The organism is Ruegeria sp. CE9 (genome assembly GCF_056537425.1).
The window spans coordinates 1-21,286 of record NZ_JBQFRO010000002.1; the positions used below are offsets into that span (position 1 = coordinate 1).

Consider the following 21,286-nt stretch of genomic DNA (forward strand, 5'->3'; position numbering starts at 1 on the left):
ACCGTCTCTCCGATGCGTCCAACCGTCTCTCCGGTCCGTCTCCACCGCCTCAGCAGCGCCCCAACACCGCCTCAGCAGCGCCGGTGAAGGGCGTTCTAAGTATAACCAATCATATCCGCAAGCAGAAAATTCAAGAAAACAAAGAAAAAATGGGGGGCAGTGTTTTTCTTATTTATATCAATTACTTAAAATGCACTAACTCCATGGAAAGCTACCGAAAATAGAAGCCAAACGCTGGGGGCAACCTTTACCAAGTCCGAAGCGCATTGGTTATACCCCTATATATAGTGAGAGTCTCTTAGTTGCCCACAAGACTGATCCGACTCGAAGAAGCAAAACCGATTCACTTTAGGCCCAAGATTCGCGCGAAGCGCAGTGTAATCCGTGAACAGCACCCGTCCGCAGGACAAGGCCTTGCGCATTCCGTATGGATGGGCTCAGGTCTCCACACAGAACAAGCAATAGGCTCGTGTAGTGACATGATGACTGAACCTCAGTTCCCCTTGGTGCGGACCGTCGGATATGATGGCCTTCTTGTCACCTTTGCGCAGACAATGTCTGAACCATCGAACCGCGCGGCTTTGGCGTTTCGGGGGGCCATTGAAGCGCAACAAATAGATGGGGTGCTTGAAACTTCAGCCTCGCTGGCCTCTGCCTATATCAGGTTTAATCCATCGCAGCTGTCGCATCAGGATATTGAACATCAGATACGTGCTCAAATGGAAAGCCGTGATTGGTACAGCGCACCATTGCCTGTCGGGCGGCGCTTTTGGAAGGTGCCAACAGTCTATGGCACCGATCTTGCGCCACAGTTGGAGGATGCAGCAGCAACGGCCGGACTGGACCCGGCAGAAGCGATCGCGCGTCTCAGCCAATCGCGCGTTCGCGTTCTGACCATCGGGTTTGCTCCGGGGCAACCCTATCTCGGGCCTCTGGGGCCGGAGTTTAACATTCCGCGCCTGAAAGAGCTGACACCCATGGTGCCCGAAGGCGCCCTGGTTCTGGCCATCTCGCAATTTGTGCTGTTCTCGGGACCCACACCAACCGGATGGCGACATGTTGGGCAAACTGCATTTCGATGCTTTCGCCCAGACATGGAACAGAGCTTTGCGCTCAACCCAGGGGACGAGATGCAGTTCGTTTCGGTGTCGCGCGACGAATTGGAGGCGATTAAGGCAAGCTGCACCGATGGGACGGGTGGTGCCAGCTGTGAGGAGATCACGGCATGACCCTAACCGTTCATCGCATCGGACCCGCCTGCACCATTCAGGATCAGGGGCGCACCGGGTATCTGGCGCAGGGCCTGTCGCGTTCAGGCGCGGCGGATGTGCTGGCGTTGCACGAAGGGGCCGCGCTGCTGGGCAACGCCCCAACCAGCGCTGCGCTGGAAATGGCAGGGATGGGTGGTGAGTTCGAGGCAACCGCACCGACCGCAATCGCCCTAACCGGTGCGCCGATGCAGGCCAGTATCGATGGCAGCCCGGTGATGTGGAATGCCTCGCATCAGATGGAGGCAGGGCAGCGGCTGGTGATCGGATCGGTTCTGCAGGGCAGCTATGGGTATCTGCATCTGGGCGGCGGCATTCAGACTGAGGTCGCTCTGGGTTCGCGCGCGGCACATCTCACTGCCCGGATCGGGCGCGATGTTCAGCCCGGCGATGACTTGCCTGCGAACGGAACCGGCAAGACAGGTTTGAAACTACGCTCAGACAATCGGTTTTCGGGCGGTGTCCTCAGGGTGGTTGCCAGCTTTCAAACTGAACTGTTCGACGACGAGACCCTGAAGCGGTTTACCCAAACCATGTTCAGGCGTGGTGCGCGCGCCAATCGGATGGGCATGCAGTTGGACAGCGATGGCGAAGGGTTCGCCGCGCGGGGCCAGCTGAACATCCTGTCCGAAGTCATAACCCCCGGTGACATCCAGATGACCGGTACCGGAGCGCCTTTCATCCTGCTGCCCGAATGCCAGACGACCGGAGGCTATCCGCGCATTGCAACTGTCCTGCCCTGTGATCTGCCCCGCGCTGCGCAGGCTCCGTCGGGTGGTGAGATTCAGTTCGAGTTCGTCTCGCTGGAACAAGCCACAACGCTGCAAGCCGCATTTGATGCGGACCTTGCCCGCCTGCCAAGCCGCGTTGAACCTCTGGTGCGCGATCCCCATGACATCCCCGATCTTCTGTCCTACCAATTGATCAGTGGAATGATCTCAGCCACTGAATAAGGAGAACCGCACATGCCTCACGTCGACCTGAACGCCGATATGGGCGAAAGCTTTGGCCCGTGGAAGATGGGCGATGATGAAAGTCTGCTCAAGATCATAACATCGGCCAATATCGCCTGTGGCTTTCACGCTGGCGACCCGGATGTGATGGCCCAGACCATGGCTCTGGCGGCTGAGAACGGCGTGGGCATCGGGGCGCATCCCGGCTTCCCTGATCTGCAGGGGTTCGGGCGTCGCAATATGAAAGTGCCCCACGAAAGCTTGCGCAATCTGGTGCGCTATCAGTTGGGATCCGCCATCGGTATGGCCAAAGCGGTTGGTACGGAAGTTCGACACCTGAAACTGCACGGGGCGCTGGCCAATATGTGCTCGGTCGATATTGACATGGCGCGGGCCTGTTATCAAGGCGCACTGGACGTGGACCCCGACATTATCATCATGGTCCTTGCGGTGACCAAGCAGGAAGAGGCTGTACGTGATCTGGGCTGCAAATGGGTGGGTGAGATCTTTGCCGATCGCGCCTATAACGACGACGGCACTCTGGTGGACCGGTCCTTGCCGGGGGCGGTCATCCATGATCCCGCGCTGGCCGGGCCGCGCATTCTGAATATGGTGAAAGAAGGCGCAATCATCACGGAATCCGGCAAACGGCTTGAAACCTCTATCGACACGATCTGCCTGCATGGCGATGGCCCAACGGCGGTTCAGATTGCACGTTCCGTACGCGAGAACCTGATCGAAGGCGGTGTTGAGGTCACGAAATTCATCCGCTAGTCATCTTTGCATCAGGTTTACACCCCAAATGCAGACTGTTGCCCGTGCAGGCCGAAGCGCCTAGCATGAACGGCAAGTGCATGTTCTGACTGCCACAAATTTGCACAATACCGCACAGGGAGGTGCGCCAATGTCTTTTGATCTGATGACTTATGAACCCAGAGGCGACAAAAAGAATTCAGACTTCTTTACCGAATACCTGCCCAAGATTTACGAACGTCGCACCAGTTCGGGCATTGCCGATCAGGTCGGCGCGATGCGCGCGATTGTCATTCAGGTCGAACCCGACGCGCTGTTCGACACTCTGGTCGAGCTTTACGTGATGACCCCCTATCGCCACACGGCCAGCTATCTGGGCCAGACGCACAAATTCGCGGTGATGCATTCGCACACTGATTATCCGGCGCTGATCCTGATGGCCCCTCTCAGCCCGGCGTTCGAAGACTTCATCCCGCGCATCAATCGCATGTACCCGCTGGCGCGCAGCACGCCTCAGACACGATATGTGGGCGAGATCTACGGGGCCACCGATCTGCACGCGCTGACTGGAACGCTGGAAGATCAGAATATCCGGTTCGAGTACTCTGGGGACACCGAAAACCCATTCTACACGCTGGACGGATACCGGTTTACCACGCCGTCAGATTTCACCTGCAACCGCGTCGGCTATTCCACGCATGATTTCAACGATACCGATAGTCTTGGGCTGGGCGACCGAGTGTTGCTGAGCGATACGGAACAAGCCCGACTGGATCAGGCTGCAGCCTTTGGTGCAGACAGCAAGATCTCTCCGCTGATGCTGGGCATCGATCACCTCGCAACACGGGTTCTTGCGGGTGAGCGCGAGGATGCGATCCTCGAATTTCTGACCATGGTCCCCTATTACTTTTGGGGCGCCTACAACATCTTCGACATGAACTCGTCGACCAATGTAAACCGCAATGCCAATGTAGATGACGACAAGAAATCCCCTGCCAAGGTCTTTACTGCGAACAATACGCCGTCTTTCGTAAACTCCTTCGCCAAGCTTCCGATGCCGACCGAGGATTTCGTGCGCAATTTCGGGCGGCGTCTGCATCACATGGCAGTCGAAATTCAGGACGGCGATCATGCCGCAGGCGAAAAGAACGTCGATTTCGTGGTCGATACGCTGAAGGACAAAGGCGTGCCCTTCCTGGCCCATGTGGTCGGGGAATGCAAAGACGATCCAAACCTGAAACAGATCTTCTCAAAGCATTCAAAGCATACGCTTCTGATAACGGAGTATATCGAGCGCTGTCATCATTATGATGGCTTCTTCACCAAAGATAACGTGGCCGCTCTGACCGCCGCCGCCGGACAGGACGAACAGTATCAGCACGGTCACGTGTTCGACTGATCAGACATAAAAAAATGGGCTGCGAGGTCATCGCAGCCCAGGCCCATCCAGGAGAGAATGTCGGGTCTTATGACGGCCCGATCATGAAACAAGTGACATTGCGCGCTTGCAGTCGGCGGCAGGCCAGATCGGCCTGTTCGCGGGTCATGCCCTGAAAGGTTGCATCAAACCCGCGCGAGCTTTGGTTCACCTTGCGCAATGTACCTTCCAAGGTGGTCATCTCTGACAACGCGGTTTTCAGCAGCACCTTTTCAGCCTCATACCGCGTGGTATAGCGACCCACGTTGACACCCCAAAGGTGCCCACCAGATGTGGACAGGCGCGTGACAACCTCGGGCTCCGGCTCGGGCTGCTTGGCCGGCTCGACCGAGGCCAGCACCACTTCTGAGGCAGGTGCGGTACCGTCCGAAGGCGCGATATCTACAGCGGCGATGGCAGCGGCGATGCCGTCTTGTATCCGGGTTTCATCCTTTTCAGCCGTTGCAGCCACCGATCCAGCAACCTGAACCGTCGCACCAGCCACGGGCCGCAACACCGGTCGCAGGCTCGTTTTCGGCGGACCTACCTGAGCGACCTGAGCGGCACCCAGTCCGGCATTCCCGGCATAAGCCGGACGGGCTGGCTTGCGGATTGGCGCACGCGAGGGGGCACGGCGGAAACCCATATCCAAAAGCTCGGCCACGCGGGCATTGCGCGATGCACCTGATTTGCCACCAAAGACCGTGGCGATGATGCGTTCATCCTTGCGCTTGGCCGAGGCCACCAGATTGAACCCCGCCGCACGGGTATAGCCCGTCTTGATCCCATCGGCGCCCTTATAGGCTGCCAAAAGGCGGCGATTGGTGTTCGGTACTGTCTTGATCCCGGCATGCGTCGATTGGCGAGAGAACAGGTTGTAATACTGCGGATAGTCATACAGCAGGTGACGGCCCAGCGTGGTCATGTCACGCGCGGTCGACAAGTGGCCCGACTCGGTCAGGCCATGCGCGTTCTTAAAGGTTGTCCGGCTCATCCCCATCGCTTTGGCGGTGCGGGTCATGCGACGCGCAAACGCCGCCTCAGAGCCGCTGAGTGTGATCCCGATGGCAGTTGCCGCGTCATTGGCCGATTTCACCGCCGCCGCCCGGATCAGATAACGGAATGCGATTCGCTGACCAGTGCGCAATCCCAGCTTTGATGGCGGTTCGGCTGCCGCTGCCTTGGTGATCCGCACCTGAGTGTCCAACGTGATCTCACCATTTCGCACCGCTTCGAACGCGATGTAGAGCGTCATCATTTTGGTCAGGGATGCCGGATGCAACCGCGTGTCAGCATTGCGGGAATGCAGCACCTCACCGGTGCGCGCGTCGATCACCATGGCCGCGTAAGGGGCCGCAATGCCCTGAAGTGGCGCAAAAGAAAACAGCCACAGAAATGCTATAAGGAATAAGCCCATTCGGGCCGGAACTGTCCGCCGAATCTGCACGATCTTTGCCTCTGTCTGCCTCGCGCCGCCGGGTTTTCCCGGTCAGCAATTCTTATTTTGATATCCATCAGGCTAACACAGAGACACGTTTAAAGAAACTGAAAGCTGTGTGAGGGCGGATCGGCTTATCACTCAAGAATACGCTATATATGGTGGATATTGATCGAACAGCCACCATACCGGCGAATGTGCCGAAATTCGGACAAGCCGCGCTGCCGAATTTTTTGCAACTGATGTGAAACAGCAACAGGTCAGGAAATTCGGGCGACCAAAGCCGCCAGATCGCCCAGATCGCGCAGTTCGCAGTACCTTGGATTGTCGGTCGGCGTGTCCGCCTGCTCGATCTCCCACTCCAGACCATGGGGCACATGCACGCCCCAGCACCCCGCCTCGATCGAGGCCACCACATCTGAGCGCATCGAGTTTCCAACCATCATCGACGCCTCAGGCCCGTCCCCGTGCTGGGCAAAAATCGCAGCATAGGTCGCTGCGGTTTTTTCGGACACGATCTCGACCCCGTCGAACAATCCGCCGAGACCAGATTGCGCCAACTTACGCTCCTGATCGATCAGATCGCCTTTGGTAATCAACAAAACCCGGTGCGTCCTGTTCACGGCCTCAATCGCTTCGCGGGCATGGGGCAGCAGTTCAATCGGGTGCGCCAACATATCCTGCCCTGCCTCGATCAGTTGGCGGATCACCTGCGCCGGAACCCTGTCCTTGGTTACTTCGATGGCGGTCTCGATCATCGACAAGGTGAACCCTTTGATCCCGTACCCATAGTGCCGAGTATTGCGTTTTTCTGCGGCCAAAAGGCGTTCCATCAAATGGTCCCGCTCAGCATGGTCAGCCAGCAGCTCGGCAAAATGCGCCTGTGTCAGTTGGAAAAACCGCTCATTGTGCCACAGCGTGTCATCGGCATCGAACCCGATTGTGGTCAATTGCTCCTGCATTGCGATTCCGACTCGTAGCTCTTTTCTCCGGGCACAGTGACGTTATATAAGCCGGGAAACAAACCGAAGTGTTAATCGAGATTCTCATACAGCCATGCACGAACACCAGTGGATCATGTCGGATAAGGACGACCAGGACGACGACACCTCGATCCTTGTGCAAACACGCCCAAAAACCAAGCGTCCGCCGCTGTATAAGGTGTTGTTGCTGAATGATGATTACACACCGATGGAGTTTGTGGTGCATGTGCTGGAACGCTTCTTTGGCATGACCCACGCGCAGGCATTCGAGATCATGCTGACGGTGCACAAGAAAGGCGTGGCTGTGGTTGGCGTGTTCAGCCATGAGATCGCCGAGACAAAGGTTGGGCAGGTCATGGATTTCGCACGCAGGCATCAGCACCCGCTGCAATGCACCATGGAACGCGAAGAATAGCGCGCGTCTGCTGCCGGTTTGCCCATGTCCCCTCGCCTTGATCTAGCCCTGAGCAGCGTGCTCAGCCTGTCGCAACCGCTAAGCGTTCTAGCCCCGACGCCGGAACATGATTTGTCAGCCCTGCCGCCTGAGACACAGGTGGTGCAGCCCTTCAAACCGTTTCACGACCATTTCGCTGCGCAGGGCTTTGGCGCGACACCTGAAAGCGATGCGCCTTGCCAGAATGCCATCATCTTTCTGCCCCGCGCCAAGGCTTTGGCTCGCGCGCTGGTTCATCAGGTCTGCGCTCGTGCCGGCGGAACTATTGTGGTCGACGGGGCCAAAACCGATGGCGTCGACAGTCTTCTGAAGGACATCCGCAAACGCGTTGCCATCGAAGGGCCAATCTCAAAAGCACATGGCAAGATTTTCTGGTTTAAATCCGATGCGGATGCTTTTGCCGACTGGGCCGCGCCCGAGGCTCAGATCGTCGATGGCTTCCAAACCGCGCCCGGCGTGTTTTCTGCCGACGGCATTGATCCGGCCTCTGCCCTGCTGCTGAAATCTCTGCCCGCAAAACGCGGCGCGCGCATCGCAGATCTGGGCGCGGGCTGGGGCTTTCTCGCGACCAACCTGATCCATGACACTCTGCACAGCCTGCATCTGGTCGAGGCTGATCACACCGCCCTCACCTGTGCCCGCGCCAACGTGCCCGACCCGCGCGCGCAGTTTCATTGGGCCGATGCCACAAAATGGACCGCGCCCGAGCCGCTGGACATGGTGGTCATGAACCCGCCCTTTCACAACTCGCGCAGCGCAGACCCGGGTTTGGGTCAGGGGTTCATCACAAGCGCCGCGCGCAACCTCACACGCAACGGCCAGCTTTGGATGGTCGCCAATCGTCACCTGCCCTATGAGGCCACATTGGCCGATGCCTTTACCAAGGTCGAAGAGGTCGCCGGAGACAACCGGTTCAAGGTTTTCCATGCCTCTCGCCCTAAGGGCTGAGGCCCGCTAACCTGCGCCAGAACTCAGGAGGATTCGCATGTCCTTTTCCATCGCGGGCAAGACCGCAATCGTCACCGGCGGCGCCAATGGCATCGGCTTGGCCATCGGGCGGCACTTTGCGGATGCAGGCGCCAATGTCATGTTCGCCGATATGGACGAAAAGCGCCTTGCCGACGAGCTGGGCGCGCAGGCCGATGACAGCAACATCCGCTATTTCGCAGGGGACCTGCGCGAAAAGCTGACCATCGCCAATCTGCTGTCGGCGACGCTGGATGCGTTTGATCAGGTCGACATCCTGATCAACGGTGCGCGGCAGGTGATTCAGTCGGACCCTCTGGATGCGGATGACGACTCGGTGCGCACATTGCTGAACCAGAACCTTATGCCCGCGCTGAGGCTAAGCCAGTTGGTCGCCAAGCGTTTGATCAAACAGGCGGATGGGGATGATGAAATCCCCGCCGGTTCGATCATCAACCTATCCTCAATCGCGGCGCGGCGCACGCATCCCGATCTGATGGCCTATTCCGTATCGACTGCTGCGCTGGATCAGATGACGCGTTCACTGGCCGTGGCTCTGGCTCCAAACCGCATCCGCGTGAACTCGATCGCATTAGGGTCGGTGATGAGCGCATCGCTGCAATCTACGCTGAAAGAAAACCGCGATTTCCGCGATGACATCGAGAAACACACACCGCTTGCGCGTATCGCCGCCCCGAACGAGCTGGTCGAAACCGCGCAGTTCCTCGCCTCTGACGCGGCTGGGTTCATGACGGGCCAAATCCTGACCATCGACGGCGGTCGCACCCTGCTGGATCCCGTCGCAGCACCGGCCCATTGATCCACATGTTCGAAAATGAAAAGACCACCGCCTCTGCCTGGTTCCGCCAATTGCGAGACCAGATCGTAACCGCCTTTGAAGCTTTGGAAGACAGCCACTCAACCGGCCCCTTTACCGACGCTGAACCCGGCCGGTTTGAGGTGAAAGAAACGCAACGCCACTCTGACGATGGTTCTGACGCGGGCGGAGGTCTGATGTCCGTCATGCGCGGCGGCCGTGTGTTCGAGAAAGTCGGCGTTAACGTCTCGACCGTCTACGGCACACTGGGCGAGCGCGCTCAAAACGCGATGGCCGCGCGCAAAGGCATTCCTGGGATGAAGGACGACCCACGCTTCTGGGCCTCGGGTATCAGCCTTGTGGCGCATATGCAGAACCCGCACGTGCCTGCCGTACACATGAACACGCGGATGTTCTGGACGCCGCACGCCTGGTGGTTCGGCGGTGGCTCCGATCTGAACCCCTGCATCGAATATGACGAGGACACTGCTCATTTCCACGCCACCCAAAAGGCGCATCTGGACCCGCACGGGACGAGCCATTATCCGCGCCTGAAAGACTGGGCGGATGAGTATTTTTATATCCCCCACCGCAAACGCGCGCGGGGTGTCGGTGGCATTTTCATGGATGACTACTGCACCGGCGACTGGCAGGCCGACTTTGCCCTGACGCAGGATATCGGTCGGGCGTTCCTGCCTGCCTTTCTGCCTTTGGTCGAAAAGCGGCGGGTTCAGCCTTGCTCAGACGCAGACAAGGATATTCAGCTGATCCATCGCGGGCTCTATGCCGAATATAACTTGGTCTATGACCGGGGCACCAAGTTCGGCCTTGAGACCGGGCACGACCCCGATGCCGTTCTGATGAGCCTCCCGCCCCTGGCCAAATGGGTCTGACGCCTAAAAACCGAAATCGATGAAATTGTCGAAGCAGTAGTTTTGCGCCGAGGCCGCAGACAGGTTCTCACCGACCCGATTGACCGTCAGAGAATACCCCGGATTGGTGTCCGCACCGGGTGGCGGGGTCAGTGAAAACTGGACCGTCCGAACCCCTTTCTCGTAAGGCTTCGATACATATATCCGCTGCGAGTTCGATACGCCCAGCGTCCGGACCGCATAATCTCCGATACCGCACCAATAGGTAACCGGTGCCGAAGACCCACCCACCGGTTTCACCTCATAGGTGCCATCTTTCAGCGGCGTGATCTGGGTATTGAATTGTGGTCGCAGCTTATAGCCAAAACCAACACCCTGAGCCCCAGCTGTCGTCGCCACCAACATTGCCGCAGTCAAAATCCAACCAATTCGCATAGCCACATCCCGTTTTAGAAAATGGATCATCACATAGATTTAAACCTAGGGCACGCAGCCTATGGGGGGAATAGTTGCGCCGATAAAACACGTGTTATGCACGCGGATATGAAAACACTTTATTTGAATATGAGGCACGCTATGATCCCAATAGCAGCAGTTTCCCGAGTGGCCCGTGCAGACGTCATTTCCCAAAGACTGGTTTGACCTATCTCCTGAGAAATACGCCGATTTTGGTGCATTGTTCTATCTTGCCGCGCTGACCAATACCCACCGGGATCGTAGTCTGGGTCAGGTGCTCTATGCCTTTGAAACGCCGCTGCGGCTTGGGCAGTATCATATCTTTCGGCAGAATGGTTTTCCGCGCGGGTTCGTGACATTTGCAGGGCTGAGTTCTGAGGCTGAATATCGCTATGCGGTGAAAGAAGAACCGCTAAAAGACGTCGATTTCACCAGCGGCACATCCTTCTGGATCATCGATATGGTCGCACCGTTCGGTCAGACCAACCAGATCGTCGATCTGCTGAAACGCGACATCCCCCACCCCCGGGTGCGCACCAATCGAATGGACAGCGACCTGAACCGTAATCGGATTGTCGAGTGGACGCGCGACGATGCCGGTGAGGTCCATATGCGTCTTTATAAGAAGCAGGAGTTTGCGCAGACGCTCCGGCAGGAAGGCTCGTAACATGGTCTCGATCGTCGGCGATACAACAGGCTCGGTAACAGGTGACCCACCCAACGTTGCGACCGGTGATCTGGACATCACAAGCGGTGCGACGATCGTGTCGCAAGACTGGTCGATCCAGACACCTCCCGATCACGGAACCGCCAGTATCAATCCTGCGACTGGCGAATGGACATACACGGTTGACCCTGCATTTTTCGACGGTCTGGATAACGGCGAGATCGTCACAGATACTTTCACCGTCGAAGTGAATGCGGTCGTCAACGTTTTTGGCTTCGACATTAGCGTTGCCCCGCAAACAGCCGACGTGACAATCACCATCGAAGGGGTCTGCTTCACAGCTGGCACCCTGATCGAGACCCGCGATGGCGCGCAGACCATCGAATCCCTGTACGTCGGGGATGAGGTGCTGACGGCTGATCGCGGGATGCAACCCATCCGCTGGATCGAAAGCAGCTGCCTCAGCCCTAAACGATTGCGCGCCAACCCGGCAATGCGCCCTGTGCGCCTCAGGGCGGGCAGCCTTGGGCCGGGTATCCCCTCTCGCGATCTGCTGGTCTCGCAACAGCATCGCATTTTGGTTTCTGGTCCCAAGGTCGAAATGCTATTTGGCGCGCCCGAAGCATTGGTCGCCGCCAAGCACCTGTGTGCATGGCCCGGCATCGACATTGATACCCGGGACGAACCCATCGAATATCTGCACATTCTTCTGGACCGGCACGAAATTCTGACCGCCGAAGGGGCACAGGCAGAAAGTCTGTTTCTGGGTGAAGAAACCCTCTATACGCTGTCTTCAGACGCCTTGCAGGAACTCGCAGAAATATTCCCTGATCGCCCAACTGACGAACACGCAGGTTTCGGTCATGCCGCACGTCTGATCCTGCGCGAGCATGAGGCACGCGCGCTTGCCTAAAGTCTAAACGACCCGACCACCAACATCCTGCGGTGCCAGTGCGACGGTTTTGATCACTGCATAACATGTGCCGCCCTGCTGCAATCCCAGAGCGGCGACCGAGCGCCGCGTCACCCGCGCCAGAACAACTCCCGCAGTTGTCTTGACCGACACGATGGCGCCCGGGCCCTCACCGGCACGGATTGCCTCAACCTGACCGGAAAGCACATTCAGAGCCGAAAGCCCCTCGGGCGGTTTGTTGGACAAGATCACCTCTTGCGCAGGAATGCGGATCCGCAGTTCTTCACCGATTTGATGCGAGATGCGTGGCAGGAATAACCGTGCTCCACCTGCGTCCAGCTCGGACAGACCATCATCGTGATGCGCCGCGACGCGAACCCGCAGCACAGCCCCCACAGCGCGCACCCCCGCAGGGGCAACCGACGGGTCCGCCAAAACGTCCGAAGCAGGGCCATGTCGTAGAACCCGACCATCCTGAAGGGCGACAACCGAGGTCGCCAACCGCGCGACCTCGGCCGCCGAATGGGTGACATAGAGGATCGGAACCGAAACCTCATCCCGCAGCCGTTCAAAATAGGGCAGAATTTCTGCCTTTCGCGCATCATCCAGCGCCGCCAAAGGCTCATCTGCAAGGATCAGGCGTGGACTGGCAAGCAATGCGCGACCGATGGCAACACGTTGCTTTTCTCCCCCTGACAGCAGCGCAGGGCGGCGATCCAGCAGTTGGCCGATACCCAGCATGTCGATCACCCGTTCCGGATTCTCACGCTGCGATCCACGCGGGGCGAACCAGCGGCCATAGTTCAGATTCTGGCGCACGGTCAGATGTGGGAACAAACGACCTTCCTGAAAGATATACCCCAGACGCCTGCGATGCGGCGGCAGCCATACGCCCCGTTCGGTATCAAACAAGGTCCAGTCGTCCACTGCGACGCGCCCGGCCTCGGGCCGCAGCAACCCGGCCACAGCGTTTACGACGGTTGTCTTGCCCGAGCCCGACCGCCCGAACAGAACCGTCACACCTGACGGGGCGTCAAAATCCAGATCCAACCCGATCCCGGGCAGCCGGTGTTGCAGGCGGACCGACAGGCTCATGACCCGGCCACCCGGCGGGCGACGCGGCGGCCCACATATTCCGACAGCAAAAGTGCACCCATGGCGATGATGATCGAAATGATGACCAACCGCGTGGCCGCCGCCTCTCCGCCTGGCACCTGCAGAAACGAGTAAACGGCCGATGGCAACGTCTGCGTCTGGCCGGGAATGTTCGAGACAAAGGTGATCGTCGCCCCGAACTCTCCCATCGCTTTGGCGAAAGCCAGGATCGCGCCGGCAATGACACCGGGCAGGATCATCGGCAATGTCACCGTCCCGAAGACCATCAAACGCGATGCACCCAGCGTGGCCCCGGCTTGCTCCAGCTTCGGGTCAACCGCTTCGATCGACAGCCGGATTGCACGCACCATCAACGGAAAAGCCATGATTCCGGCGGCCAAGGCCGCCCCTGTCCAGCGAAACGCAAAGACGATGCCAAGCTCAGCCAAGAGCCCGCCCAACGGCCCCTGAATGCCAAAGGTCATCAGCAGCAGATAACCTGTCACCACCGGAGGCAGGATCAACGGCAGATGCACCAGACCGTTCAGAACCTGCCGCCCCGGAAACCGCCAGCGCGCCAACGCATAGGCAACAAATATCCCCAAGGGCAACGTGATCAGCGTCGCCCAGAAAGAAACCCGCAGCGACAGGCGCAGCGCCTCAATCTCGGCGGGTCCCAACCAGCCCATGATGCTAACCTTCGGGCAGGGAAAACCCCTGCCTCAGGAATTCAGCCCGCGCCTTTTCACCCTGTAGATAGGTCAGAAAATCCTGCGCCTCGGGGCTTGCCGATCTTGTTGCAGCTGCAGGATAGATAATGTCCGGATGGAACTCTGCCGGAATCGCACCGACAACCGCGACGCTCGTCTCAGCCTCGGCATCTGATCGATACACAATTCCCAAAGTCGCCGCCCCAGAAGCGACCAAAGCCAATGCCGCCCGCACATTATCCGTTTGCGCGATCTGGTCTTGTACGTCCTCCCAAAGGCCCATGCCTTGTAACGCCGCCTTGCCGTAGATACCCGCAGGCACCGCATCAACCAGCGCCATGGCCAGAAACCCTCCGTCCAGGCGCGCAGCTAGATCAAATCCCACCGCTATTTCAGACGTCTCAGCACCCTGAGCACCGATCAGAACCAACCCATTGCCCAGCAGATCGACGCGCGAATCTGCCTCGATCACTCCCTCATCCTGCAAAACATCCATCCAGTCCACATTGGCCGAAATGAACAGGTCCGCAGGCGCCCCCGCCTGAATCTGCCGCGCCAATACCGACGACGCCGCATATGAGGCTGTAATCTCCTGCCCGGTCTCGGCCTCATACCCATCTGCAATCGCATCTAACGCTGTTTTGAGGCTGGCGGCCGCAAACACCAGAACACCTTCGGCCCGAACCGGAGCCGCGAGCGTCGCGCACAAGGCCAAAGCTGCGATCAGACAGCGATAGACGCCCGTCATAATTTGCCTCCGGTTCAGTGGTTTGCAATCCCTTTGGGCATATCGGAGCCAACACATGGCAGGCAAGGCCCTTTGGCCTCGTTACCCAAGATAGCTCCACAATAGGGCAAACAAGCGTACCAAGCCAAAGACCGCGCCCAATTGCTTACACGCAAATCAGGACCCGGGCGCAATTTTGCAAAAGAAATTGTGCCCTACCCTCTTGCACCCGCGCACGGCCTTGGCTACATGAGCCCTCACGGGTGATTAGCTCAGTTGGTAGAGCGCTTCGTTTACACCGAAGATGTCGGGAGTTCGAGTCTCTCATCACCCACCATCCTTTCCCCGCAAAGTATCAAGGTCTTAAGCGACTAGCACCTTTTGCTGTGCTGCGCATGAAACTGTGTCCGCTGCGCCTCCGCTGCACTTCGACAGAAAAGATGTCTCCAACACAGGAGATATGGGCCATGGCAACAATCGTAAAACGGCCTAGCGGAAAGTGGCAGGCGACGGTTCGGAAGGACGGGCAATCCCGATCCAAATCCTTTCTAAAGCGTGCTGATGCGACGAAGTGGGCTCGTGAGACGGAGTTGAGCGCCGACAGGGGATTGCTAACCCCAGCCCTCAGTGTGGGTGCATCCGAGATGACGCTTGGTGAAGTGCTGAGAAAATACCGAGACGACGTCACGAGCGAGAAACGGTGCGCGGACAATGAAAGTTATGCAATCAACGGGTTCCTGCGTAAATGCACCAAATTAGCCAGCAGGAAGGTCGGCAAGCTGCGATCCGCTGACTTTGTCCACTATCGTGACAAGCGCATAAAATCCATGAAGGCGGCGACTGTGGTGAGGGAGCTGGGTTGGTTACAGCACGCCCTTGATATCGCCTGTGAGGATTGGGGGCAGAACCTGCCACAGGGGAACCCAGTCAAGTCTGTCCGGCGGCCCAAGATCGACAACCGCCGAGAGAGACGATTGCAGCAGGGAGAATGGCAGGCTTTGCTGGAAGCCGTGAACCAAGCTCGGTCTCCGCTGATGAAGCCATTGCTGACGCTTGCTTTGGCAACCGGGATGCGCAGAGGGGAATTGCTGTCGATACAATGGAAGCATGTAGACCTTGAGCGTCGGACAGTGTTCTTGCCCCAAACCAAAAACGGTCGCGCCCGTACAGTGCCTCTCAGCCCGAATGCTGTTGCTGTCTTGATGGACCTGCCACGCGGGAACAACCGGTGTTTGCCCCTGTCTGGTAATTCTGTGCGATTAGCCTTTGAGCGCCTCAGGCAACGGGCAGGCGTGGTAGACCTTACATTTCATGACATTCGACACGAGGCGGTGTCCCGCTTTGTGGAAAGCGGACTATCACTGGCGCAGGTCCAAATGATCAGCGGACATCGGGATTTGCGGATGCTGATGCGTTACACCCACCTGCAGACCGATGACATCGTGGCAAAGTTGGCAGCCGTCGAACATGCGTAAATCGGCGTGATGCTGTGCAGGGTGGTCGTAGTCTCTTAGCCCCGGTGGCGTTGAGTCGCTCGAGGATGCTCTCCACCAAGGAAGGGATCGACAAAGCTGGCGCATTGAGATCAGCTTGGGACAAGCCGACGCTCACGAGCAGCAGACGTTCTTCACCTGCCGTGTCATCACTGGCAGGTGTAGGTTCAATCTGGTGGATGCCATGGATGGCATGACTTGAGTTGGTGCCAGTAGTTGTTTTTATTTCTACGCCTGTGCCTTCCCATGTGAAATCTCTTGCCGAACGGCGCCAGCCATCCCAAGCTTGCACGATTGGCCCTACCTGAGGATCGGTCGCCTGTCGGCAAAGAGCGTCGAGGAGAAGTAGTTCCCCTGCAAGTCCGAGGATCGCGTTCTCGGAGATTTCTAAGCGCTTAATGGCAAGTTCGATCAGCGGCTCGGTGACGGCAAAGGCGCGCTCCAAATTAGTGTCAGCCTTCTCGCGTAGCAGTTCTGCGGCAATAAATGCACCGACCTGGTCGAAATGCCCCAACGCAGGCAAGCAAATTCGGTTTGCGTTCAGCGGAGGCAGAGTTTCACGGTGCCAGGAGTGGTAGTGAAGCGCAGCCTTCACCGCACCGGTCCTGGGCCTTAACTCGTCGCCTGCAAAGAACAGTTCCAAATGGCCTCGACTATTCCGAGCAATTCCGACCACTTTCGCATCCGTCAACCAAGTAATGGCTCGGTCATCTCCATTTGCACCCACCGGAACGACATTGATCTGGTTTAGAACTGCTTCGTAGCTGGTCATGAGAGTTCTTTCTAAACTATGGAAGCGCTAGCGCGGGTGGCGGAAAACTGCTCTGGACCTCCCGCAGGAAGACAGACCCCAACTGCGACCGAGGGATGCTCGTCGCCCGAATGTTGATTGACGTAGAATAGAATTTGGCCGTCGGAACCGCTGGGTCGCCAGCCAGTGTTATTGCTCGACGGAACATCAACGCAACGGTGGTAGTAGTCGAAATAGACATCGCCGCGATATTGGTCCGGACCGGCGTTGGGGTCACTCGCACCCCAAGTGGTCTCAAGTTCGCCTCTGGCTACCCTCTTTGTGGTGGCGCGTATTCCAAATGGGAGCTGTGCCAACGGACCTTCGGATATGGTAGCACCACCTCCATAACGAATGCCGACCCAGAACCGCGGTTGCTCAGCTTTTTTTCGCAAGAGGTCCGCGTATGACCACAGTTCGCTGGGCTGGCCAGTGACAAATAGGCCCGTAATCGACCGAGAGAGGCTGGCCGACCAAAGTCGAAGATAAGCGGCGATCGCATGGGGACATGCTCGCCTCGGCTGGTCTCCCTCACCGTGCCTTCCTGGCGGGCGATAGAATGGTGAGTCCGCCAGTGGGGCGATTGCGTTTGCACGGGCTTCGATATTGCTCCAGAAATCCGCGTACAGCCCCTCGTTCCCGGGACGGTAATCGGCAAAAGTGAGGCTATCTAAGAGTTCGGCGGCCTCGGTCAGTTCGAGTGGAACATTTAGGATCCGGCCTCGCAGCACATTTGCGACAGTGAGGTCGCTGGACGGCCGAGCGAAGAGTCCAGCCACGATGTTTGCATTTGGATCCGCCCGCCGACTGTCATTGATGACCCTTACGAAAGGGCGTGCCCCTGGTGACAATGGAAGGTTGCCCAAGCCTGCGATCTTGCCTGTGGCTTCGAAATTAAGCCCCTGCAAGACGGTAGGTTTAGGCGCGTCGCTCATCATGCGATCGATGATGGCGGTTCGAACCGCTTCATCGGCATCGTGATAGGCACTGAAAAGGGAGAGTTGATCGCTGGAGGCGAAGACGCGGCACAGTTCAATATATGATCCGCGGTAGCCGAACCAGCGCTGCATCTGCATCTGGGTGTCTGCTAAAGGGTTGGATGATGAACGCTGAAACAATGCCGTGGTCATCCCTTCCAGCGTAAGCCCCCGGGCCATCACATTTCCCGAAACGAAGATGGTACAAAGGTCGCGGGCTGCTCTCCATTTACCGGTTTCTGCATCACAAGTCGGTGCATAGGCCGGGCGATCATCTGCGTTAGGGTCGCTGTTGACCACAGCTATCCTAGTTCCAGGTATCACCTCCCCAACTAATAGGTCTTCAATTGTCTGCCAGTCCGGGAAGCTCGCTGGTGGGAGGAGGTCGAACTCCTTCTCGACTACTTTTGCGGAGGCACGATACTTTTCGAGCCATTGCGCCCAAGGGGCGGGGTCAGCCCGCAGTTGCTCTTCCAATGTTTGCGGAAGCCCGACATTTCCCGCTTCGAGGATCTCTCGAGCCGTCGCTCGATCCGGGATCCCCGCCCAGATCAAGAGGTCCTCAGCACCCTTGAAGTGGTGCTGGATTGCCGCAGAAGGGTGATACAGCATCGAGTGCGGTGAAGCCGCTTTGGTAAGGGCTTCTTCCTTGGTGTCGAACTGCCTTGCAAGTGCGGACGCTGGGCCGAGCTTGCCAGAGCGGTAAAGGCGGACTGCGCCCGCTACTAAAAACGCTCGGACAGCGTCGGCGAGGTCCTGCTGCATGGAGTTGGTGGTCGGCACGCAAAGTTCGGCTTCCCTTGCGCGGCGATAGAACACCTCTCCGCCGGTGTAGCAAGAACGGATCCCGTCCGGCTCGGGGTAAGTCGATGAGCGAGGGGCATTGAGATTGCCAGGATCGGTCGTATCTACCGGGCAGCCGACATCAAGTGGCGTGCGAAGAGAGATCAGGAAGTCTCGTGGCGCCAGGGGGTTGTGATCCTCCTGAAGGAGGTTGGCCTGGGGTGTCGCCGTGTAGGCGATATAGGTCGAGAAGAGGTTTTCTGGCGAACCTTGTGGAGGATCCCAGAGGTTGGCGATTGCACGCGGGATCTGCTTCAGGTTGCCGTAAATGGGGTCTTGCGAGGACTCAACAATTGCATCGAGGACCGAGCCATCGTCTGCCTCATCGTCAAGTACGAGCATTTGGACTGTGCGACCAAGCTCCTTGACTTCTTCAAAAACGTTGTCGCGGAGGCTTGCTGCCAAGGCATGCAGATGGTCGGTCTGCTTCATCGCAACGATGATAAGAGGCCTGCCATGACGCAGCCGTGGTCGAACCTGTGCCGACGACAAACGGTAGGTGGTCGTCAACGGTTGGGTCTGTTCTGATAGAGCGATGCCAGGTGGAGGACACAGCAGGCGGCGTTTAATTTTCTGTGCATTTTCCTCGCCTGAGTCCAACTGCTGCACTAGCCTTTCGTAAGTCTGACGCCATAGAGAGAGACGGGTTCCTGCCAGTACGACGATAATGTCGATGCCGTGGTCAATGGCCAAGGCTGAGACACCCAGCATAGAAGCGGTTTTGCCTGACTGGACCGAACCCATCACGAGTCCCGTACGTGAGCGGCGGATTGACCACTCGTCGGGCTTCGCGGTGTCGGCGGACAATATTCCGCGCAGCAAAATGTAGCGAGAGTCTGCCTCAACAGCGGCACGCGCTGTGTCGGTCAAGCCGGTGAGTTGAGCCTTGTACCTCGCCCACCAAGAGTCCGACTCTTGGGGAGCGGGTGGATTGAAGTAGACGTGCTCGACGAGTGGAGAATGTCCTGACACCGCTTTCAACTCTTCGGTTCGATGCGCATCAACTCGGTCATTCGCTACCGATCGTACAATCGTCCGCGTTGGAACTGGGCGAGAATTTGCCGCACATTTTTTTGGGAGGGTATCTAACCTAACTCTGTAGCCAATTGCCCCCATACCCTCCACGGCAGGTGACGACCGCTGCGCCTCCGCTGCAAACGCGTTACTGCTCTTACTGAAATTCAGCTTTTGAGTTGAACCAAAACACACTTGCAGCATTGCATTGCTTTGTCGATTGTGAGAGCGTCAAGCTACTGGCAACGCAAGACATCTTTCAATGGAGTGTCGGTGGCGGCAGTGGAAAACAGCACCTTGTTGCACGTGCGGGTTGGGTTAGAGCGCTTCGTTTACACCGAAGATGTCGGGAGTTCGAATCTCTCATCACCCACCACTTTCTCCTTGATAGTCAAAGATTTTGGGTCTTGCGCCTTACCGCGTCCAAATCGTTCTTACTGCCGACTACGCTTGGAGAAGTTTGCTGCAGTGGACCGATCCAGCCCACCGCATGTCATGCGTCATGGCTGAGACGCCGTTACGGTTGTCCCGACATCCATCGCCTCACTGGAACTGCTATTGACCGGTGGTTTCCACACACGATCCTTTGCCCCACCCAGACTTGCTGCCTGAGGCCGAGAAATCAAACGTGCCCTTCTCGGGATGCACATTGTAGCTCAGCGTGTAATCGTCGCCGACATACAGATAGGTCAAGGTGTCGAGGCCCGGGAACACATCGACGTCTTTGTCGATATCTCCGATCGTGATGTGGCCGCGTTGCTGGCCGTCATATTTGACAAGTTTCGCGGCCATTTCCGGATGTTCCGCATCTGGCGCGTCGCACTCAAACACCCGCTCTTCAGCGAATGCGGTTATTGGCAAAAGAGCAAGAAGAAGAGCTGCCTTTTTCATCGTAGTCCAATCTGTATTCGATCTGTGATACGGCGGCGGCTAGAGGCAATTCAGGGCGGAATTTTGTCCAAACTCGGGTCGTTCTGCGTTCTCGAATATGGGCGCATGGAAACGCCACCCGGCACCCAGATCGCACCCTGACTTGGCGAAGGTAATTTATGATTTTTCTGGTGCAACACACCGAAAAATCAGCACGTCAAAACCGTGGCGAAGGGGGCAAACCCCACCTTTCGCTTGATGTCATGAGAGCGCCGCTGCGGCACACTCGCGAAAGATGCGAACTTGGGGTGCTGCGCCGTCCAACGGAAACTCGGTCAACCGATCCTGCGTAAACGCGTAAGCGGTCTGATTGTATTCCAACCCGTCCAGAACATTACCAAATCCGGTATCTGTCACGGTCAGAGCCAAGCCGTTCCCGGACAGAACATGGCGCGGCGTGGCGATTTCGATAGGCTTCAGGCCATCAAAGCGCATGGCAAACCACGGGGCCTGCGCCCAACCTTCGGTTTTGCGAGTGACGGTCAGCGTGTAAAGCGGCTGAGCCGGGTCGTAGGTCAGGAAAATCTCGGCCTGTTCGGTGTCATGCGAGAGCGTGCAGATCTGCCCGACTGTTGCCTCCCAAGCAGCGGCCGGGGTGACGAGGATCAATGAGAGTAAAACGATGCGCATGCGCTGTAACTTAGCTGCCGATGGGCCTCGGGCAAGGATGGTGATCAGCTTTGACGAGTGGGGCGTGACGTGCGCGCGGCAGATTTATTGAAGGCGCCAACGGATTCTCTTGAAGGGCAC

Annotated in this window: 22 protein-coding genes and 1 tRNA gene; 13 read left to right on the forward strand and 10 right to left on the reverse strand. The window is 57.8% G+C overall.

Translation table 11 applies throughout. The features are described from left to right. The 5 genes from ACR0B3_RS04465 to ACR0B3_RS04485 all read left to right on the forward strand — a co-directional run. A partial coding sequence (locus ACR0B3_RS04465) for a hypothetical protein (protein WP_480808028.1) occupies nt 1–224 on the forward strand: 224 nt, incomplete at its 5' end. A gap of 255 nt (nt 225–479) precedes the next feature. Then, nucleotides 480–1,229 (forward strand): 5-oxoprolinase subunit B family protein, encoded by a 750-nt coding sequence (locus ACR0B3_RS04470; protein WP_480808029.1) that lies wholly within the window; start codon nt 480–482, stop codon nt 1,227–1,229. Continuing rightward, nucleotides 1,226–2,221, forward strand: a complete 996-nt coding sequence (locus tag ACR0B3_RS04475; RefSeq protein ID WP_480808030.1) for a 5-oxoprolinase subunit C family protein — start codon at nt 1,226–1,228, stop codon at nt 2,219–2,221. Before ACR0B3_RS04470 ends, ACR0B3_RS04475 begins: the two co-directional genes overlap by 4 nt. Before the next feature lie 12 nt (nt 2,222–2,233). Then, a complete protein-coding gene (locus tag ACR0B3_RS04480; RefSeq protein ID WP_480808031.1) occupies nt 2,234–2,995 on the forward strand; it encodes a LamB/YcsF family protein in 762 nt (253 codons plus the stop codon). A gap of 130 nt (nt 2,996–3,125) precedes the next feature. Next, entirely contained in the window at nt 3,126–4,373 is a 1,248-nt protein-coding gene (locus ACR0B3_RS04485) for a hypothetical protein (RefSeq protein WP_480808032.1), read from the forward strand. 67 nt (nt 4,374–4,440) lie between these two features. On the opposite strand, the gene ACR0B3_RS04490 is transcribed toward ACR0B3_RS04485, so the two are convergent. After that, entirely contained in the window at nt 4,441–5,808 is a 1,368-nt protein-coding gene (locus ACR0B3_RS04490) for a D-alanyl-D-alanine carboxypeptidase family protein (protein ID WP_480808033.1), read from the reverse strand. Between the two features lie 281 nt (nt 5,809–6,089). After that, on the reverse strand, nt 6,090–6,791 hold the full coding sequence (locus ACR0B3_RS04495; protein ID WP_480808034.1) for an HAD family hydrolase: 702 nt from the start codon (nt 6,789–6,791) through the stop codon (nt 6,090–6,092). A 115-nt stretch (nt 6,792–6,906) separates the two neighbouring features. Here ACR0B3_RS04495 and clpS point away from each other — a divergent pair, with 115 nt between their 5' ends. The 4 genes from clpS to hemF are packed head-to-tail and all read left to right on the forward strand — an operon-like array spanning nt 6,907 to nt 9,942. After that, a complete protein-coding gene (gene clpS / locus ACR0B3_RS04500) occupies nt 6,907–7,227 on the forward strand; it encodes an ATP-dependent Clp protease adapter ClpS (protein ID WP_480808035.1) in 321 nt (106 codons plus the stop codon). A gap of 24 nt (nt 7,228–7,251) precedes the next feature. Continuing rightward, nucleotides 7,252–8,214 carry a class I SAM-dependent methyltransferase gene (locus tag ACR0B3_RS04505; RefSeq protein WP_480808036.1) on the forward strand — a complete coding sequence of 321 codons (963 nt, stop codon included), beginning with the start codon at nt 7,252–7,254 and terminating at the stop codon, nt 8,212–8,214. 37 nt (nt 8,215–8,251) lie between these two features. Further along, the gene (locus ACR0B3_RS04510) at nt 8,252–9,052 is read left to right on the forward strand and encodes an SDR family NAD(P)-dependent oxidoreductase (protein WP_480808037.1); all 801 of its coding nucleotides are present in this window, start codon (nt 8,252–8,254) and stop codon (nt 9,050–9,052) included. A 5-nt stretch (nt 9,053–9,057) separates the two neighbouring features. After that, entirely contained in the window at nt 9,058–9,942 is an 885-nt protein-coding gene (gene hemF, locus ACR0B3_RS04515; protein ID WP_480808038.1) for an oxygen-dependent coproporphyrinogen oxidase, read from the forward strand. Between the two features lie 3 nt (nt 9,943–9,945). Here hemF and ACR0B3_RS04520 read toward each other — a convergent pair whose 3' ends face one another. Next, a complete protein-coding gene (locus ACR0B3_RS04520; RefSeq protein ID WP_480808039.1) occupies nt 9,946–10,356 on the reverse strand; it encodes a hypothetical protein in 411 nt (136 codons plus the stop codon). 175 nt (nt 10,357–10,531) lie between these two features. Between ACR0B3_RS04520 and ACR0B3_RS04525 the strand changes: the two genes are divergently transcribed. Together ACR0B3_RS04525 and ACR0B3_RS04530 are read left to right on the forward strand one after the other, a co-directional pair. Further along, nucleotides 10,532–11,044, forward strand: coding sequence for a toxin-activating lysine-acyltransferase (locus ACR0B3_RS04525; RefSeq protein ID WP_480808040.1), 513 nt, complete (start codon nt 10,532–10,534; stop codon nt 11,042–11,044). Nucleotide 11,045: 1 nt separating this feature from the next. Further along, nucleotides 11,046–11,957: a Hint domain-containing protein gene (locus ACR0B3_RS04530; protein ID WP_480808041.1), complete on the forward strand. Its 912-nt coding sequence runs from the start codon at nt 11,046–11,048 to the stop codon at nt 11,955–11,957. A 3-nt stretch (nt 11,958–11,960) separates the two neighbouring features. Here the strand turns inward: ACR0B3_RS04530 and modC are convergent, their stop codons facing one another. Genes modC through modA form a run of 3 tightly spaced genes read right to left on the reverse strand, consistent with a single transcriptional unit; the run spans nt 11,961 to nt 14,510 of the window. Then, nucleotides 11,961–13,052, reverse strand: coding sequence for a molybdenum ABC transporter ATP-binding protein (modC, locus tag ACR0B3_RS04535; protein ID WP_480808042.1), 1,092 nt, complete (start codon nt 13,050–13,052; stop codon nt 11,961–11,963). After that, nucleotides 13,049–13,741, reverse strand: a complete 693-nt coding sequence (gene modB, locus ACR0B3_RS04540) for a molybdate ABC transporter permease subunit (protein WP_480808043.1) — start codon at nt 13,739–13,741, stop codon at nt 13,049–13,051. The genes modC and modB overlap by 4 nt, the downstream gene beginning before the upstream one ends. A gap of 4 nt (nt 13,742–13,745) precedes the next feature. Further along, a complete protein-coding gene (modA, locus tag ACR0B3_RS04545) occupies nt 13,746–14,510 on the reverse strand; it encodes a molybdate ABC transporter substrate-binding protein (RefSeq protein WP_480808044.1) in 765 nt (254 codons plus the stop codon). Between the two features lie 240 nt (nt 14,511–14,750). Here modA and ACR0B3_RS04550 point away from each other — a divergent pair. Together ACR0B3_RS04550 and ACR0B3_RS04555 are read left to right on the forward strand one after the other, a co-directional pair. Continuing rightward, nucleotides 14,751–14,826 (forward strand) — tRNA-Val (locus ACR0B3_RS04550). Nucleotides 14,827–14,956: 130 nt separating this feature from the next. Continuing rightward, a complete protein-coding gene (locus ACR0B3_RS04555) occupies nt 14,957–15,964 on the forward strand; it encodes a tyrosine-type recombinase/integrase (protein WP_480808045.1) in 1,008 nt (335 codons plus the stop codon). On the opposite strand, the gene ACR0B3_RS04560 is transcribed toward ACR0B3_RS04555, so the two are convergent. From ACR0B3_RS04560 to ACR0B3_RS04575, 4 genes are all read right to left on the reverse strand, one after another. Beyond that, nucleotides 15,870–16,754 (reverse strand): PD-(D/E)XK motif protein, encoded by an 885-nt coding sequence (locus tag ACR0B3_RS04560; protein WP_480808046.1) that lies wholly within the window; start codon nt 16,752–16,754, stop codon nt 15,870–15,872. The two genes, ACR0B3_RS04555 and ACR0B3_RS04560, sit on opposite strands and share 95 nt — an antisense overlap. An 11-nt stretch (nt 16,755–16,765) precedes the next feature. Next, the gene (locus ACR0B3_RS04565; RefSeq protein WP_480808047.1) at nt 16,766–19,462 is read right to left on the reverse strand and encodes a Z1 domain-containing protein; all 2,697 of its coding nucleotides are present in this window, start codon (nt 19,460–19,462) and stop codon (nt 16,766–16,768) included. A 699-nt stretch (nt 19,463–20,161) separates the two neighbouring features. Continuing rightward, nucleotides 20,162–20,497: a hypothetical protein gene (locus ACR0B3_RS04570; protein ID WP_170687242.1), complete on the reverse strand. Its 336-nt coding sequence runs from the start codon at nt 20,495–20,497 to the stop codon at nt 20,162–20,164. Between the two features lie 240 nt (nt 20,498–20,737). After that, entirely contained in the window at nt 20,738–21,166 is a 429-nt protein-coding gene (locus ACR0B3_RS04575; protein ID WP_480808048.1) for a hypothetical protein, read from the reverse strand. Between the last annotated feature and the right edge of the window lie 120 nt (nt 21,167–21,286).